Source organism: Paenibacillus sp. 3LSP (assembly GCF_032465655.1).
In the GTDB taxonomy this organism is placed as follows: Bacteria; Bacillota; Bacilli; order Paenibacillales; family Paenibacillaceae; genus Fontibacillus; species Fontibacillus barengoltzii.
The window spans coordinates 1-16,692 of the sequence record NZ_JAWDJI010000066.1; the positions used below are offsets into that span (position 1 = coordinate 1).

The 16,692-nt window shown below is 48.3% G+C and carries 12 protein-coding genes; 4 read left to right on the forward strand and 8 right to left on the reverse strand.

Annotated features, from left to right (window positions below; translation table 11 throughout):
* The first annotated feature begins 305 nt into the window (after positions 1-305).
* Together RW092_RS23765 and RW092_RS04815 are read left to right on the forward strand one after the other, a co-directional pair.
* Positions 306-800, forward strand: a complete 495-nt coding sequence (locus RW092_RS23765; RefSeq protein WP_410055510.1) for a CPBP family intramembrane glutamic endopeptidase — start codon at positions 306-308, stop codon at positions 798-800.
* An 87-nt stretch (positions 801-887) separates the two neighbouring features.
* Positions 888-1,454 (forward strand): hypothetical protein, encoded by a 567-nt coding sequence (locus tag RW092_RS04815; protein ID WP_059041416.1) that lies wholly within the window; start codon positions 888-890, stop codon positions 1,452-1,454.
* Between the two features lie 91 nt (positions 1,455-1,545).
* On the opposite strand, the gene RW092_RS04820 is transcribed toward RW092_RS04815, so the two are convergent.
* From RW092_RS04820 to RW092_RS04855, 8 genes are all read right to left on the reverse strand, one after another.
* Positions 1,546-2,940 (reverse strand): HAMP domain-containing sensor histidine kinase, encoded by a 1,395-nt coding sequence (locus RW092_RS04820; RefSeq protein ID WP_316009661.1) that lies wholly within the window; start codon positions 2,938-2,940, stop codon positions 1,546-1,548.
* Entirely contained in the window at positions 2,931-3,590 is a 660-nt protein-coding gene (locus RW092_RS04825) for a response regulator transcription factor (protein ID WP_028539985.1), read from the reverse strand. The genes RW092_RS04820 and RW092_RS04825 overlap by 10 nt, the downstream gene beginning before the upstream one ends.
* Positions 3,591-3,623: 33 nt before the next feature.
* On the reverse strand, positions 3,624-4,388 hold the full coding sequence (locus RW092_RS04830; RefSeq protein ID WP_316009662.1) for a lantibiotic immunity ABC transporter MutG family permease subunit: 765 nt from the start codon (positions 4,386-4,388) through the stop codon (positions 3,624-3,626).
* Between the two features lies 1 nt (position 4,389).
* Positions 4,390-5,121 (reverse strand): lantibiotic immunity ABC transporter MutE/EpiE family permease subunit, encoded by a 732-nt coding sequence (locus RW092_RS04835; RefSeq protein ID WP_316009663.1) that lies wholly within the window; start codon positions 5,119-5,121, stop codon positions 4,390-4,392.
* 1 nt (position 5,122) lies between these two features.
* Positions 5,123-5,833: a lantibiotic protection ABC transporter ATP-binding protein gene (locus RW092_RS04840; RefSeq protein WP_316009664.1), complete on the reverse strand. Its 711-nt coding sequence runs from the start codon at positions 5,831-5,833 to the stop codon at positions 5,123-5,125.
* Between the two features lie 479 nt (positions 5,834-6,312).
* Positions 6,313-6,729, reverse strand: coding sequence for a hypothetical protein (locus RW092_RS04845; protein WP_316009665.1), 417 nt, complete (start codon positions 6,727-6,729; stop codon positions 6,313-6,315).
* A gap of 92 nt (positions 6,730-6,821) precedes the next feature.
* On the reverse strand, positions 6,822-7,181 hold the full coding sequence (locus RW092_RS04850; protein ID WP_316009666.1) for a hypothetical protein: 360 nt from the start codon (positions 7,179-7,181) through the stop codon (positions 6,822-6,824).
* Positions 7,182-7,282: 101 nt separating this feature from the next.
* On the reverse strand, positions 7,283-8,746 hold the full coding sequence (locus tag RW092_RS04855; RefSeq protein WP_316009667.1) for a potassium/proton antiporter: 1,464 nt from the start codon (positions 8,744-8,746) through the stop codon (positions 7,283-7,285).
* 610 nt (positions 8,747-9,356) lie between these two features.
* Between RW092_RS04855 and RW092_RS04860 the strand changes: the two genes are divergently transcribed.
* Both RW092_RS04860 and RW092_RS04865 read left to right on the forward strand, forming a co-directional pair.
* Positions 9,357-12,383 (forward strand): RHS repeat domain-containing protein, encoded by a 3,027-nt coding sequence (locus RW092_RS04860; protein ID WP_316009668.1) that lies wholly within the window; start codon positions 9,357-9,359, stop codon positions 12,381-12,383.
* 45 nt (positions 12,384-12,428) lie between these two features.
* Positions 12,429-16,692 (forward strand): RHS repeat-associated core domain-containing protein (locus tag RW092_RS04865; protein WP_316009669.1); only part of this gene is annotated, 4,264 nt, incomplete at its 3' end.

Genomic DNA, 16,692 nt, shown 5'->3' on the forward strand with positions numbered 1-16,692 from the left:
ACCCAGCCAGCAACCCGAAACTATTTTTGAAAATCGACTTTTTCAGGAGCAACTACTTAGGAGATCTAATGGAAGTGAAGAAACGACTCAATCTATTTTCTTATGAAGATACCATAAATGTGAATAAAAAAGATGGTATTATTCTGATTTTGTATTATGTGTATCTAATGACGTGTACGTATCTGTTTGGGTTAATGATGTTCAGCACGAATTTATTGTATGAGACGTCCAAATATATTAATAATATTAGTTTATTAAGAATTATACTAAGTGTTCCCATGTTCGTATTTCAATTACTCCCTATTATGTTGATTTTATTATTTCGTGGGCATTCTCTATCGACCATTGGAATTACTAAATTCAAGATACTTAAATCTATTATTATTGGACTAATCGCTGCTGTACCATTAAATGCATTACCGATATTTGGATATTTAAAAGGGAATTATACTATTCAACTTAGCCTAGGGAATGCGCTGGTACAACTTATATATTATATTGTTATAATTGGATTTGCCGAGGAAGTTATATTTCGGGGATATCTTCAAACACGAATTTTTACTCTTATTAGTAATAAATACCTTGCAATTTTTACAGGTTCATTTATGTTCGCAATCCTACATATTCCTTTTCATATGGTCCGATCCGAGATGAGCCTTTATGAGTTTATAACACACGACTGGTTCGATCTATTGTTGAAAGGTTTAATGCATCTAATCTTTGTATTCATTTATTCTCGGACGAAAAACATCATTGCCCCATCAATTGCACATGGATTAATTGATTTTTTTAACAATTAAAGGAACTTTTTTTCGAGCGAGTTAAGAGGTCCTATCTTCGAACGTGGATAGGACCGATTTTAAATAATAAAGGAAGTGAGATAGATATTGAAAAAAATCGTGCTTCTGGTTTTCAGTTTGGCGCTACTCATCACGGTCACGGCTTGTAGTGGTGATAACAATTCTGCCAAGGCTGGTGGTGAGGGGAATCCTGTAGAAGTAAAGGCCAATAATCAGGATATTAATCCGGTTATTATTTCAAAGAACGTGGAAAAGTCGGATTACAGTAATATGACTCCTTTTCAATCCATTATGGAAAATAACGTTGCAGATCTTCCCTATGTTAAATTAGGAGAAACGATTCAAATAAAATTTCAAGACCAAACAACTGAACCAGGCTCGTACGAGCTGATTGATTATATTTTGACGGAAGAAGGGAAGATGAAATATAAGATACCCGAGTTTAGTAGGCTTGAGTTGAAGTTCGATCATGGTACAGCTTCGTTTGTTCTTAAGGAGAATATGCTGGCCTATGCGAGCTCAGACAGTAAGGATTATGAACCAGGCGCTGTCTTGAGAGGTTTCCGGCTGTTGTGTAGTTGGGATCACGACATCCAAGAGTTGGCTTTTGTAATTCGAACCGATGCCTTTTCCGAGAACGGACTGACCAAATAATTAAAAACTGGTGCAAGAATTGAAGTGACTTAATTATGGAGAGAATAAAAACCTCCTGGGCACAGCCAGGAGGGGGAGCCATGTAAGAAATTTATGGATACACCGGCACCTCCATCGTCACCTCGCCCCCGCCGGTCACCTGAGAGTTGGCGAGATGCAGTTCACCCCCATGCAATTGGGCAACAAACTGGGTGATATAGAGGCCCATGCCGTAGTGTCCGTTGCTTCGGCGGGAGGGGTCGCCCATATAGAATTGTTCGGTGGCGTACTTGAGCGCTTCGGGCGAGAAGCCCGGACCTTCGTCAGTCACGCGGAACTGAATCCGATCGCCTGCAGCCTCCACCGATAGCGTGATTTTGCTCTTCGCCGGGGTATGATCCATGGCATTGGCGATGACGTTCATGAGGGCGCGCTCCAACAAACCCGGATCGGCATAGAGCTCGTCCGGCAGTGCGCCAACGAAGTGGACTTCGACGGTAAGTTCCTTAACTGCGGCGAGAGCCTGCATCTGCGCTTCGAGTGTATGGATGAACTCCTTCAGATCGAGGTTTACGGGCTGATAGGAAGCCGTCGTCTCTGTATTCGTGATTTCGATCAAGGTCTTGATATAAGCCTCCATCTGACGGGCGCTTTGGGCGATATACTCGGTGTATTCCCGTTGCTCGTCCGACTGCTCCGTTTCCGAGAGGAGCTCAACATTGCCGCGAACAATGGTGAGCGGGGTTTTAACGTCATGGGCGAGCGCTGAGATTTGAGCCCGGCGGCGGCGCTCCAGATTCCATTGCTGCTCCAGCGAGTTCTTCAGGGCATCCCGCATCTGATCCATGGACCGAAGCACCTGGTCAATTTCAGCAATCCCGCTGTATTGGATGGCGAAGTTCAGCTCCTGCTCCTGAATGCGCTGGGTTGCCTCCTGGAGTCCGCTCATTTTGCGAGCTAACTTTCGTCCAAACGATGAGGCCAACAGAACGGCTTGAAGCAGAAAGAGAATGCAGAACAGCACAAAAAAGGCCAGTTCCGCACTAGGCATCAAGCGGCGCAGGGGCTCTAAGTTAAACTGGGCTGCAAGAGAATACCGGAAGATATAGACCTCTTGGCCATGCGTCACCTTCGTATAATGATATAGGAAAGAGTAACCTCTCGCTTGACCGTTTTCCATACGCTTCCACGCCGTCTCACTTTGCTTGGCGGATAAGCTGTGTTCCAGGAGCTTCCCGTCCACCGTGTACTTCGCATATTGGTACAACGCAGAGGGCAAGTCTAGCCGTACCTCCTGTCCCGCCGTGAGACGAGACTTGACGTCCTCCACCTGCTTCTCGGCATAGTCTGCTGGGAGAACGACTCCCGAGAACAGCAACCCCATAAAGATCAAGGCTAGCAATAGGGCAAGCCCAATCGTTCCCAGACAAAAAGCGGCTAAATATTTAAGAAACAGCGTACGCAGCTTGGTTTCTTTCGGTCCTGGCGTGACTCGGGCTATTTCCATCGGTAACCTATCCCCCACACGGTTTCAATCGGATTCACGTTCATTTGGTTCAACTTGGCACGGATATTTTTGACATGCTCGACGATAGTAGAAACTTCACTTTCTCCATCGAATCCAAACACGGATTCATAAATCTGATCCTTCGAGAACACCTGCCCCCGATGTAACGCCAAAAATTCGCAGATGGCATATTCGCTTTTGGTCAACGGGATGAGGGTATCCCGCACCCGCATCTCCTTGCCCGACAGGTTGAAATGTACTTCGCCGATTAAGAGAACGCTGCGCCGTTCCCGGCTTTCCCGGCGGAGGTGGGCAGCAATTCGCGCCCTTAACTCGCCTGCGCCAAACGGCTTGATGATATAATCGTCCGCCCCGATGCTTAAGCCCTCCACCAGATCATTTTCCATGGATTTGGCAGTCAGAAACAGGATGGGGCAGTCGACCTTGCTGCGAATTTGCCGGCAGAGGGTGAACCCGTCCAACTCCGGCATCATCACGTCCAGTACGATCAGGTCAAAGCTTCCCAATTGCAGCGTTAACACATCAGAAGGAGAGGAGAGAGCTGTGACGAGATGTCCTTCTTTTTGCAAAATATTCCGAATTAAGGTCAGTACGGCTGGATCATCATCTACCGCAAGAATATGGGCCATGTTCTATCCCTTCTTTATTGATGAGATCTAAGTTTAGTCCAGCGATCTCGTACCTTCCCATCGCCGGAACCACACTCCTAAGAATACCATGATTGCCAAGGTTCCTGTAAGACAGGTAAGGATTCCGGGTTCAAGCAAAGAGCTCGCCGGGATCGGAAGGGAGGCAGTGTTCGCGACCCCGTATTGCATCCAAAGGCTAACGAACCGGGCAGCCCAGGCGCAAGGGATATAGATCCAGTTATGATCCCCAAGGCCGGTCAGCAGGAGGGCAGACACGAGGCTCTCCAGAATCCCAAGACCGATGGATGCCCCTTTGCCAAAGCGCAGACCCACGTAGAGGTGCAGGGCATAGAGAAACATACTGCTTCCGAACAGGAGCCCAGCGGCTTCGATATAGAATGCGAGCCCATACGGCGATTGAGACAATAGATAAAGGAAGCCAACTCCGAACCCCACCGAAGCCAGAATTGTGCTGCCCAAGCCCAGCAGGAGAAGTACGGTCAGCTTACCAGCCAGGGCGATGAGGCGGTTCGGCAAGGTGAGAAGCTGTTGATAATTTCCGGCGGCAGCCTCCTGGTCCGCAGCGATGGCACAGATGATACCGATCATCGTTGGAAAAGAAACCGCAAGCACCTGCAAATAACCGCTCACTTTAGAAGCCGGCGTAAACGGAGTATAGGCGTAATAACCTAAGAAAATCACAATCACGACCAGCGGGACGAGTAAGTGCACCCACAGGGTCGGTTGTCTGTGGAGCTTGATAAGTTCAGATCGGAGACAACGGAAGTAGGTGCTCATATTACTTGGCCTCCCGATGGTGGAATAACCGCATCGTCAGGATGCACAGCAGGAAGAACAGGACGAGCGTGATCAGCACCCCTGGCAAAATCACGCTCTTGTCCCACAAGGCATCACCTTCGGGAACCGGCAACCCGTTAGGAAGCACGCCGATCGCGGCGCACATCAGCCGAGACGGAATCGCATAGGGCACAGCCCACCAATACGCCGTCGTAGCCAACAGAACGTTGCAGGCGATGTTCCCCAGCACATTCACGATCATCGTAGCAAACATGCCGATCCGGTCGGTTAAGAACAGACAGAGCGGGATCTGCCAAAGGAAGGTCAGAAAGAGCAGCAAGCTGCCCAAAGCGTGATCCGCTAAAGTCAATCCACCAGGGAAGACTAGCTCGCTAAATGCAATCCCGAGCATTAGAATGACCGAGGAAACCAATAACAGCCCGGCGATCACGCCGATTTTACCGAGCCAAATCTTGGGCAGAGGCACCGGCAATCCGAGGATCGCTCGATATTTTAGCTTTTTGCTGTCTTTTTGGATTACACCCGTGCACATCAAAGTGAGCGCTCCGGGAAGCAAAAGGGTATACCACCAGTTGTAGCTGGCGATTTGAAAGAAGCGTCCGCCCATCAATACCGCGCATAGCAGCAAGGTGAGCAGAGGGGCTAGCCAGGTCAGTTTTCTCGTAAAAGTTCGTTTGGTTTTAAGAAATTCTGCACGGAGGTAAGCTTGCATTTTATTGCTCTCCTTTCTGGTGCTCACGAGCAATTTGCATAAATAGGGATTCCAGATGTTCTCCCGGAGCAACGGCCTCTTGATAAGCCAGCACGCCTCCGGCAATAATGCCGATGTGATCCGCGATTTGCTCTACTTCGGACAGGACGTGGCTGGACAAGACGACGGTGATCCCCATCTTTGGAAAAGAACGAATCAGCTCGCGCAGCTCCTGAATGCCAAACGGGTCGAGACCGTTGGTGGGCTCGTCAAGAATCAGCAGCTTGGGGCGGTGGAGCAGGGCAATGGCGATCCCCAGCCGCTGCTTCATTCCCATGGAGAACTGGCCGGCGCGTTTTTTCCCAGTGTTCGTTAAACCCACCGTCTGCAACACTTCGTCGATGCGAGTGTCCGGTAGACCAAGAAGTGTAGTCCGCACTTTGAGATTTTCGCGGGCCGTTAAATTCTCGTAGAGCGGAGGTGACTCAATAAGAGCGCCGATTTGGGATAAATGCTCGCGCGACCAGGGGGCGCCTAGAAATTGTATCTCACCGGAAGTCGGCCGCAGCATGCCGGTCAGCATTTTAAGCAGGGTGGATTTCCCAGCACCGTTGGGTCCCAGCAATCCGTACACGGAGTTCTCCTGAATCGCGAGCGAGACGTTACGGACGGCTTGCTGGCCCTTAAAGCTTTTACATAGGTTCTGCGTCTGCAGAATAAGGTTGTTGTTCATGTGTACTCATCCTTTTCATCCATTCTGGAACCTATGGTAAGGGGGAATTATAAGAATTTGATAAGGATTGCGGAGTTAATTCGAAATAAAAAAGAAGCTTGATTTACTCCAACGTAAAATCAAGCTTCATCGGGATTTGTAAGGGTGAGCTGGAAAATTGCAGGAATGAAACAGGCATGATATGATTAGGATAGAAATAAGGAGCCGGACGGCCATCCGACTCCCGGTACAACATTTTGGGAGGGAAACCTCCAAAGTGTTTGGATCAATAACCCGCACCCTTGGCGCTAACCTGGGCGGGTTATTTTCGTTTATGCAGGTAAGTGAGCAAAGCTAGCACGAACATGCCGAGCATAAGCACTTCCGATAACGAAAATTGCATGAGCATCACCTCCGCTCTGGAGGCGATACTTCCCCACCCAAGTCTGTTGTACAACCATATTATATCAATAAATCTAGTAAATGGGTATTTCGAGGCTTTACTTCAACGTAAAATCAAGCTTCATCTGAATATCCGACCCGCGTTTAAAGTATAAGGTGTACTCGCCGGCTTCCCACTGCAGATTGTTCAGCCGCATTTCAAAGGCCGCTAAGTCTGCCGTCTCTCTCATGTTCTCATCCTGAAGGATTTCGCTGTCTCCGCGTTTGGTGACATATAACTGAGCCTGCCGTAAGCTTTCCTTCTTGTCCGGATAGATGGCCATGGCGATAAGCCGGGCCTCGTTCTTAAAATGATCCGAAGGATCGTTGATTCTAGGGAATTCTTGGTTTTGGACAAAGCCGAGCTGGAGATCATATTTCGTGTTTCTGACCAGCGTGGGATACACGTTTAGAAAAAGTACGATCATGGCGAGAATCCCAAGGGGAATCAAGAGCAGCATAGTTCTTCGTATCATAGTCGTTAGTGCCCATCTATGCCCTTTTTTCTCTTCTGTTGGATCTTTTTTTGGGGTGCCAACGCTCTTATCTCTCCTCAAAATTTCCCGCCTCACAATCCCTGCATGATTTGATACTCCACCCATTTATCTACTTCGCTCTTCAAGAAGAGATGACTCCGGTTAGGCAAGACCATGCTAGGTAAAATCGAGTAAGTATCATATGAGCGTGTGCCCTGTAAATTTTCTCTTTTCTTCCGATCCAACTCCAGAAGGTCCTGCAGGTCACTCATGGGAATGCCTAGGTAATCGGCTAATTCACTTTCGGTTAAGATCGACTTATTCGTGATATCCGTCTTGGCATGAACCTCCTCCTCGGATTTGTCCTCTCCCCGTTCAGCTAAGATGTAGCATCCTCCTAGAAATGCAGCAGCGAGAATCAAACTGCAAATGATATGACTGTATTTCTGCATTCCATCTATGCCCTCCCAAATATTAACAATCACATTCAAGTATAAGGCATAGAAAAATGGATACCAAGTCATTTCTTCACAGATGTTCTGTTCCCTCTCTCTCAACTACTCTCCTGCAAAAACACCTGCTCATGAAACAGCGCTTTGATCTCATCGGTTTGTCCTTTTCGCGCCAGAACATATAAGGTGTCCCCGGCTTGCAAGCGGGTGTGGCCTCTTGGGGTGATCATTTTCTGGTCGCGGATAATGGCGTTGACCAACGAATCCTGCGGCATTTTTAGCTGTCTAAGCTCTTGCCCGTCTGCGGCGGAGTTTTCACTGACTTGGATTTCTACAATTTCGTGATTGGTTTTGCCCATAGATACTAGCTCTAGTGCATGTGGAACTATGGTTTTCTTGCCTTCGGACAGGCCTAGAAGATTTGCTAAAGGCGAGATCGTCGCCCCTTGAATTAAAGCGGAGGTCAACACAACGAAGAAGACAACATTGAAAAAGAGGTGGCCATCTTCAATCCCGGCAATGAGTGGGTAGGTGGCCAGCACGATCGGCACTGCGCCGCGGAGTCCGGCCCAAGAGATCAGGAGCTTCTCTTTTACGTTAAAATTCATGAACATCGTACTGAGGAAGACGCCGATCGGCCGGGCGACAAACATCAATAAGATGGATAACGCCATGCCTTGCCAGATGATATGAATGAGATCAGCGGGGAAGACCAGGAGTCCAAGCAGAATAAACATGAGGATTTGCATCATCCAGGCAAAGCCTTCGTTAAACCGGAAGATGGAGTGGCGGTAGGTGAGGTCGGAGTTACCAACCCACATCGCCATGACATAGACGGCAAGAAGTCCGCTCCCTTTGAGCAGGGATGTGGAACTGTAGGTAAAGATCGCAAAAGCCATCGCTAACACGGGATACAGCCCGGAGGAATCGAGGTTGATTTTGTTGATGCACCAAACCGCGATTTTTCCTAAGAGCAAGCCCATCGCCAGCCCCAAGCCCATCTGCCAGAAAAAACTCAAAATCATCGTGAACATACTAGCGTTCGGGGATTGGATCAGCTGGATGACTGAGACGGTTAAAAAGACAGCCATCGGGTCATTCGACCCGGATTCAACCTCAAGGGTGGAGGTGAGCTTCTGCTTGATGTTTTTCTCGCCGAGCACTGCAAATACAGCCGCGGCGTCCGTTGAACCGACGATCGAACCAAACAGCATACCTTCCAGCCAAGTGACGTCCAGGATGTATTTTGCGCAAGCCCCAATGACCAGCGTGGTCAGCACAACCCCGAGGGTCGCCAGCGACAAGGAAGGAGCCAATACGACACGGACGTTCTGCCATTTGGTTTGCAGCCCGCCTTCAAACAAGATGACAATCAGTGCCATGATGCCAAAGAGCTGGGTGATCACGGCGTTGTCATAGTAAATAAACTTACTTAGGATCATGCCGACAGCAATAAAGAATACGAGGGAAGGCAAGCCGAGCCGCGAGGAAAACTTGGTGGTAAACACTCCGATGAACAACAGCAGGGAGAAGAGAAGAATCGTATTGTCAATGGTAAAGGGCAAACGATCACCTTCCTTTATCTGCTTGATAACTATATTTTACCTTTCGACTATGGAGCTCGACAATTCATTTATATGCCTTGTACGGATTTTTTCGACCTTATGTGTTGATTTAATCCATAGATAGATCCATGATAAGTCATCTTCTATACAAAACTGTCCGTTATTCGACCGCCTTCTGTCCTTTGCATGTCCGCTTATAGACCGATAGAGCTGGATGATAAAGAATAAAATGTTAGTGTCGGTCACATAACATTAACTTTGTAGGGCTGCGATAGATTTATCGTGGTTCTTTTTTTATTGCAATTAAGGGCACTGCAATGAGAAGAGCAAGGTTCGGAAGGGAGGTGATGAAGTTGAGCTAAGAACATGTAGGTACAATATTCCTATTTATCAACTAAATAGGAGATCCGATAAGAGATATGAATCAAAAATCCTTAATATGGAAGGAGAGGGAAATTGTATGAGGAGGAGCAAAGCAATATTAACTTGTCTTGTCGCCCTGTTGTTTTTAGGAAGTTTGGGGCCGGTATCGTTAAGGGCAGAAGGAGAATCCAGCTGGAATTCCCTTGGGGTGGTAAAGCCACCTGTTGAACACAATTCTAGCCCATCCGTGACGAAGGATGTATATACCGTAACGAATAGCGTTTATCTACTCGCTGCTGAGAAGACGGAATTAGTCATCTATCCGGGGGAGAGCGTCCGATTTACAAACGATACATCCAACTTAATCTCGATTACAACGGATGCCAAATCCAGCAATGATATTCGCTATGATTATGTTTCTTACAACAGTGAAGGCAAGGTAACTTATGATGATCTCGCCCATACTGGCAGTGCAAGCGTGCTATCCAAAGGGGGTACCACGGTCATTACTGTGGATTATCCTTATCCTCTGACGGTCAGTTTTAATTCGGAACTTTCATATGCTTACTCCCCGGTTCCTGCCCTGTTAAAAAAGACGTTACGCCGAGGAGAGAGCTACTTCATTTCCAATCAAGCTTATGCAGGTCGATCTATTATGAGTGACGCGACTTCAACAAACGGGAAACGTTACGATTACGCGGTTTATAAAGAAGATGGGTCCCTAGAGAAGTCAAGTTTTGACACATATACCAAGCCTTCCTTCAGCGTGGGTGATTCGATTATTTTAACCGGAGCCTCAGAAGAACCAGTAACGGTAGGTGTCCCTTACGAAGGCTTCATTGGGTATGAAACGGATGAACCAGCCTATGACAGTGTGCTGCTGTATCCGGGAGAGAGCTATAAGTTTACAAACGTAGGTACGAAATCGGATCGAATTGAACATTCTGGAACCACCAAGGACAAATTTGACTATGTAGTTTATGACGCGAATGGTACGGAAACCTCACGGGGAACGAATACCTCGACCATGCCTTTGGTAGCCGTGGGAAGGTATATGACGCTAACTCTTCTTACCGATAATCCGGTCCGGGTTGGGGGTCCGTACAGATCCTTTATGGGCGGTAATCGCCAGGATGACGCTATTAGCCGAGTAACATTATCTCCAGGTGTTTCTTACAAATTTACCAATAATGGCACACTTCGTAATCCTGTGAATAACAATGCCAGACAGGTGGATGGTCTGTACGATTATACCGTTTATGAGGCGGATGGCAGCTACTACTCCCAGGGCTTTGATTCGATTAGTACACCACAGCTGCCTCCCGGCGGGTTTGCGATCATTACCGTGCAAGGGTCGGTCCCTGTAACCTTTGATTATACGGACGATTTTTCTGCTGAAGTCAGTGCGGAGCCGTCTCACTTCCGGGTAACTCTCTCGCAAGGCGAGAGCTACGAATTTACGAATATCTCTTCAAGCCTTCGTACATTGCGGTCCAATGCAACCTCCAGCAACCGATTTGATTGGGTGGAGTACTATCCAGACGGAACGCAGCAAGGAAAACGGGAAAATACGTATACAGACCCGCAGGTATCTAGTGGGAACTCGATTGTTGTTACGGCAGTTTCGGCTCCGGTAACCTTCGGTGCAAATTATCGCCTGTTCTCGTGGAAGGACAAACCGGGGGAGGCGATCTCCAAACAAATCGTTCGGTTAGGTGAGTCTTATACGTTTAGCAACACAGGCTCAAAGTCGATTGTTATCAACAGTGATGCGCGGGATGTTGGAGGCATCTATGACGCCGCCGTTTACCGCGCTGACGGCAGTGTCTATAGTGTATCGTTTGAAGAAACAGGGAATGTGACGATTCCTGCCGGAGGGTATGCAATTATTACTGGTCAATCTGCAAGTCCGGTGAAGATCTCTTATACGGACACGATCACAGTAGCTTCTTCGGCAAATCCTGCATTGCTTCGGGCTACGGTTGCTCCGGGTAATGCTTATACCTATAAAAATATAAGCAATGAAACAGAATTCCTGTATAGCAACGCCACCATGAATACAAATGAATTTGCCTATGTCATCCGGCGTCCGGATGGAACCGTGCATAGTGAAGGCGCAAGCCGGTACACGTCTGTGCAAGTTTCAGCAGGCTACACCATTACGGTAACTCCGCTGGCGGCTCCGATTACGTTCGGGGCGGTATATACCTCGTTCACAGGCACGGCGGGCGAGGATCCGACGGTTAAACGGGTGACTTTGTACCAAAACGAAAGCTATCTATTCACCAACTTGCAGGCTTCCCCTCAGACCTTGACCAGCGATGCGAAGGCTAGTCTGGGTACGGGGTACGACTACGCAATTTATCGGGCGGACGGTATGCCAGATACAGCGAAGTTTGATCAGGACGGTAATCTCTCCGTACCCGCGAACAGCCAGGTTGTGGTGACGGTAACTACGGATCGAGCCGTAACCTTCACCTATGGACAAGCTTTTCAAGCAAGCCCAAGTGCAGAACCGGCATTGTTGAAACGTGTACTGGAACCGGAACAACGGATCGGATTTAAAAACATCGGCAACTTTGAGGCAAAGCTGACGACCAATGCTAACATTTCGGCTAACCGGTACTTTGACTTCACGATTCTGGATGCCTATGGAAACATCGTCCGGCAAGGGAATCAAACCGCGACCTCGCACGATGTACCAGCAGGTGGGACGATCCAAGTGAAGACGACTTCGGCTAACGCGGTTCTTTTCACGGCTCCTTACCGCAACTTCGAATTTGTGCACGTAGAGGAGTACGTGTTTGAGGACTTGCTGCATCGTCAGGTTTTATACGTGTACAAACAAGCCGGACAGAGCGGCTATTACCGATTTACAGCTCCTGAAACAGGAAGGTACCGTTTTGCAACCAAAGAGCTGCAAAATTTTGCGATTCAACCGATCCTTACGTTGTACGATCAACCGAATTTGCGTACTGCGCTTGCCTCGAGCAACGAGAATGAGCAGGAGTTCGGACTCGATTACACCGTTCTGGAATTCGATCTTCAGGCCGGCAAGACGTACTATTTGAAACTTGAAGAGGAGAACGCTCTCCCGCTTGAACTGCAGCTAATGGCGTCGATCATGACGGTGCTTCCAGAAGCAAAGTTCAACTATCGTCCGGATGGACGGCTTACTGAGATTTTGTTTCCAACTGGTGACAAGTTGATTTACGACTATGACCCGAATGGGAATTTGAAATATCGAACGAAAAAAGTCTTTCCGTTCCAGTAATGTGTCGACATTGAACCAAAAACGAAACTCACGGGGTGATTAAGGATGTTTAAGAAAGTCATCGGTCTGGTGCTATCTATATCACTGATTAGCACGGGCTTATTGGACGCCGTGTCTTTTGGCGCTTCTGCGGATCACAGAGGAACGGATAATTCAACAACCGCTTCCTCGGCTTCCACTGAATTCCTGACCGTATCCGGGATCATTCGTCAATTTGACGTTCGTGAAAACTGGATAGATGAGCAGTTGTCCAAAGGATATACACTTTATCAGATTTATCAGGCATTACTTGGCGGAAAGGACGGTTATGAAAAGGCCATTTCTCAGTTCAGGCCCGCGTGGGAGATCGAACAAGCTGCGGACTTGTTCCCAACGTCCGGGCAGGCCAAAGAATCTTCGGCGCAGAAGTCCAGCCTTCCAGTAGTATTCGCCGCTGCTGACGATTACGATCAATTGGCTATCGAACAACTATCGCTGCTGGATGAATCTTCGATGTATGAAATGGGTTATGCCGAGGATTCGGTTGACGCTGCTACTGGCAACGTGAGGCTCCTTGCTACGGATTTAACTCTGCCCGGGGCGCTTCCTTTTTGGCTAACGCGTATATATGAAAGTGCGCGGGCCAGTGAGGAAATCGGCGTGGCATTGGAAAATGGAGCTTATGTGAACCGTACAGCAGCCCGCCGGGAAGAGCGGGAATCTGCGCTAGGCCGGGGCTGGAGATGGGGGCTTCCTTTCATTGAAGAACGGGAAGGTACGCGGATTTTGGATTTTCCGGGGATTGGGCGTTATTCGTTATCGGATGATTTGAAGCTGCAAGGGTATCCATGGAATGACCTGTTGCTGACCGCGGACGCAACCAAGACGGTTGGAGGTCTGACTAGCGATACGAAGGTTTCGGTGCTGAACGGGAATCAGTATTATTTCAGCGCTTCAGGCCACCTCATTCTGATTGCTGACAACTATGGGAATCAGGTTGAGTTCTACTATACAGCCCAAAATAACGCAACAGTCCTGTCTCGAATCAAGAACAGTGACGGCAATGAATTGACTTTTGCCTATGCAGCCGGTCAGGTTACGGTAGCCCAAACGGGTACGGATCGGAAGATGGAGTACTACACGACAGTTGATAACGGCCAACCTGTATTAAAAGAGGTTAAAGATGCGTTGGGCCGGAGTACCAAGTATTTTTATACCTATCCGGAATCTCGTTATAATTTCTTGGCGGCTTTAAAGGATCAAGAGGTGCAGCAGCCGGTAAAGCGCTCGGCATTGTTAATGCGCGTGATCTATCCTGCTTCAGGAACGACTGAGTTCGATTACGTACCTGCTCGCAAGCAAATTGGTGAGTATGCAACGGACTTTGTTTTTAAAGCGAAGGAGCGCAAAAATGTCTACTCGACACCGCTAGGAGATGTTGTCCTCCGCCCTGTGGAGTTTAGTTATTCCGGTGAAGACTTGAACAGCTTTGGGCAGGCCGCAGCCTGGACCACGACGATTAAGGAAGCTCGAACCACAGATACGTTGAAATTTCGGAAGGCTTTTCTGGGCAGCGGTCAGCCGGATCGGTTGTATCTTGATGAGCAGAGAAGTGAAGAAGCAACCACGGGATTTGAGCGGCAATTTCGTTATGATGATGTGACGGGCTGGAATGTGCCTGTGCAAGTCACGGAGAGCTATTCGCAAGGAGGCAGCGAATCGCAGCCTCTTACGGCAACCTATCGATACAATGAACAGGGACAAGTGTTATCGGAAAACTGGAGTACGGGACAAGAGACGATTTACGAGTATGCCAGTTCCTCCGCTCCTTACTTCTGGTCTCTGCCGAATCAGGTTCAAGCCAAGATCAGGGATGGACAAAAGCGAATCAAGCGTTTCCAATACAATGACCAGGGAAGCGTGTCTCAATCCTCGGTAAGAGAAAATAGCGCTACCGGCAAGCTGCTGGCTCAAACGGATTGGGAATATGATAATTACGGCAATCCGTTAGTAAAGAAGATCAAGGACGATAAGCGGACGAATACAGTTAACTTTTCTTATGCATCTCCTTACGGGAAGCACTTGCTTACTAAACAATCGATGGTGATTCATGCGGTTGACGGAACATACACTGAAACGAAGCAGAATTTTACCTATACGGCCGCGGGTGATCTTCTTACGGCGGAAGATGAGGCAGGAGCCGTCACGACTTACACGTACGATGCGCTTGGACGAGTCATAAAGGTGCTGTACAGCGATCAGACCCAGACCACGGTTCAATATGACGATGACCATAATACCGTCACAACGACTGGACCAGAAGGCATCGTCACCTTGGAGAAGTACGACCCATTTGGCTTTTTGGTTAAAGAAGTGGTGGATGACACCATTTTTGAATACACCTATGATGAAGCAGGGAACTTGGACCAACAAATTGATGCCGAACAAAACATCACAAAATTCACTTATGACGGGTTCAATCGACTAACAAAGACGCTTTACGCTGACGGGTCGCAGGATGAAACCAGCTATGATATGGTGAATCGCACGGTAACCTACACGGACCCTGCAGGAGTTAAGCAGCGGCAGAAGCTGGATTTGCTGGGGAACACTCTAGCCGTGGAAGAATGGAAGAACGGTGCCTTTACCCCATTGCAACAAGCTACTTATGATCTGGAAGGTAATGCACTGTCCGTGACGGACGGCAAGGGGCAGCAAACCCTTTATGAGTATGACACATTAGGACGGCTTGTGGCCATAACCGACCCGGAGCAACGTGTTACGAAATATACGTATAGCTTGGCCGGCGATTTGATCAAGATCGAGTACCCAGACAACACTTACGTGGAAAAAGAGTATAACGAATCGGGCAGCTTGATTCGTCAAATGAACGAAGAACATTTGGTGGAAGCTTATTTTTATGATTCAAGAGGGAATCTGATCAAATCGTTAGACCATTCAAGCCGGTTTACGGAGTATCAATATAACAGCGATAACTTACTTACAAAAATCCAGGCCCCGGATCAAACGATTCAGTACGCCTATGACGCGATGGGCCGACGTACAAGGATGACCGATGCCACGGGGAGTACGACATACAGCTACGATCCGATGGATGGCTCATTAACGTCCATTCGGTATCCGGATGGCACGCGTATCGACTATACCTACAACAAACAAATGCGTACGGGATATACGCTGACGGACGCCAATGGAAAAGCGGCAGGCGCAAGCTACACGTTAGATAAAATGAACCGGGTCAGCACATTGGGTGTAGTGCGAAATGCAGCGGGGACTAGGAAGTCCGCGTTGGCGGCTGCCCCAACGGCCTTGTCGGAAATCGACCAGATTACATTTGATTACAAGGCCAATGGATTGCTGGAACAAGGTGCGTCTGTTAACGGACCAAGTACGTCTTACAGCTATGAAGGTTATGACTTGACGGAGATGACGGTAACTGCTGGAGCTGCGGTCACTGCAAAGAAAGCGGCTGTAAACGCAAAAGAGAACTCCGCGACCGTAACCGAAGCGGCATATGGCTTGGCCAAGATGAGTGTAGCCACGGGGCATACGTTTAAGTATGAATATGACCTTAACAAGAACATCATCAGCCGTACACAAAACGGTGCTGTCGATACCTTTACTTATGATCCGTTGAATCGAATTCAGACCGAAAGCGGGTTAAAGAACAAACGGTACGCTTATGATGCACGCGGCAATCAGTTAACCGTGGAAGGCCGGGAACTCCGAGGCTTGACGAATGCGAACTTCACCTTCGACAGCCTGAACCGATTAACGAAGGTAAAACTGGAAGATGGCAAAGAAGTGAGCTATGTCTATAACGGGGACGGCTTACTCTATGAACGTGTGGAAGGGACCAACCGGACCCGGTATTATTATGATGAGGACGCGAAGCTGATCGCCGAAGCCAAGGTTAGCGGAGGCACGCCAAGCGTAACGTATACTTATATCTACGACCTGAGCGGACGTTTATGGTCTCGCGTGGACCAGGCCGGTGGCGAGGTGCAGTATTACCAACTCAACGGTCACGGCGACGTCATTGGCCTGACCGACAGCCAGGGCAACCAACTCAACACCTACACTTACGACATCTGGGGCAACCCGGAAACTGAAGAAGAGACGGTTCCGAACATCTTCCGTTATTCGGGCGAATACTGGGACAACACGACGGATCTCCAATATCTTAGAGCTCGTTGGTATGATCCGAATGCGGGAAGATTCGTCTCCAAGGACCCATACCAAGGCAGCATCGCGAATCCGCTAAGTTTGAACCGGTATTCGTATGTGGAGAATAATCCGTTGATTTATG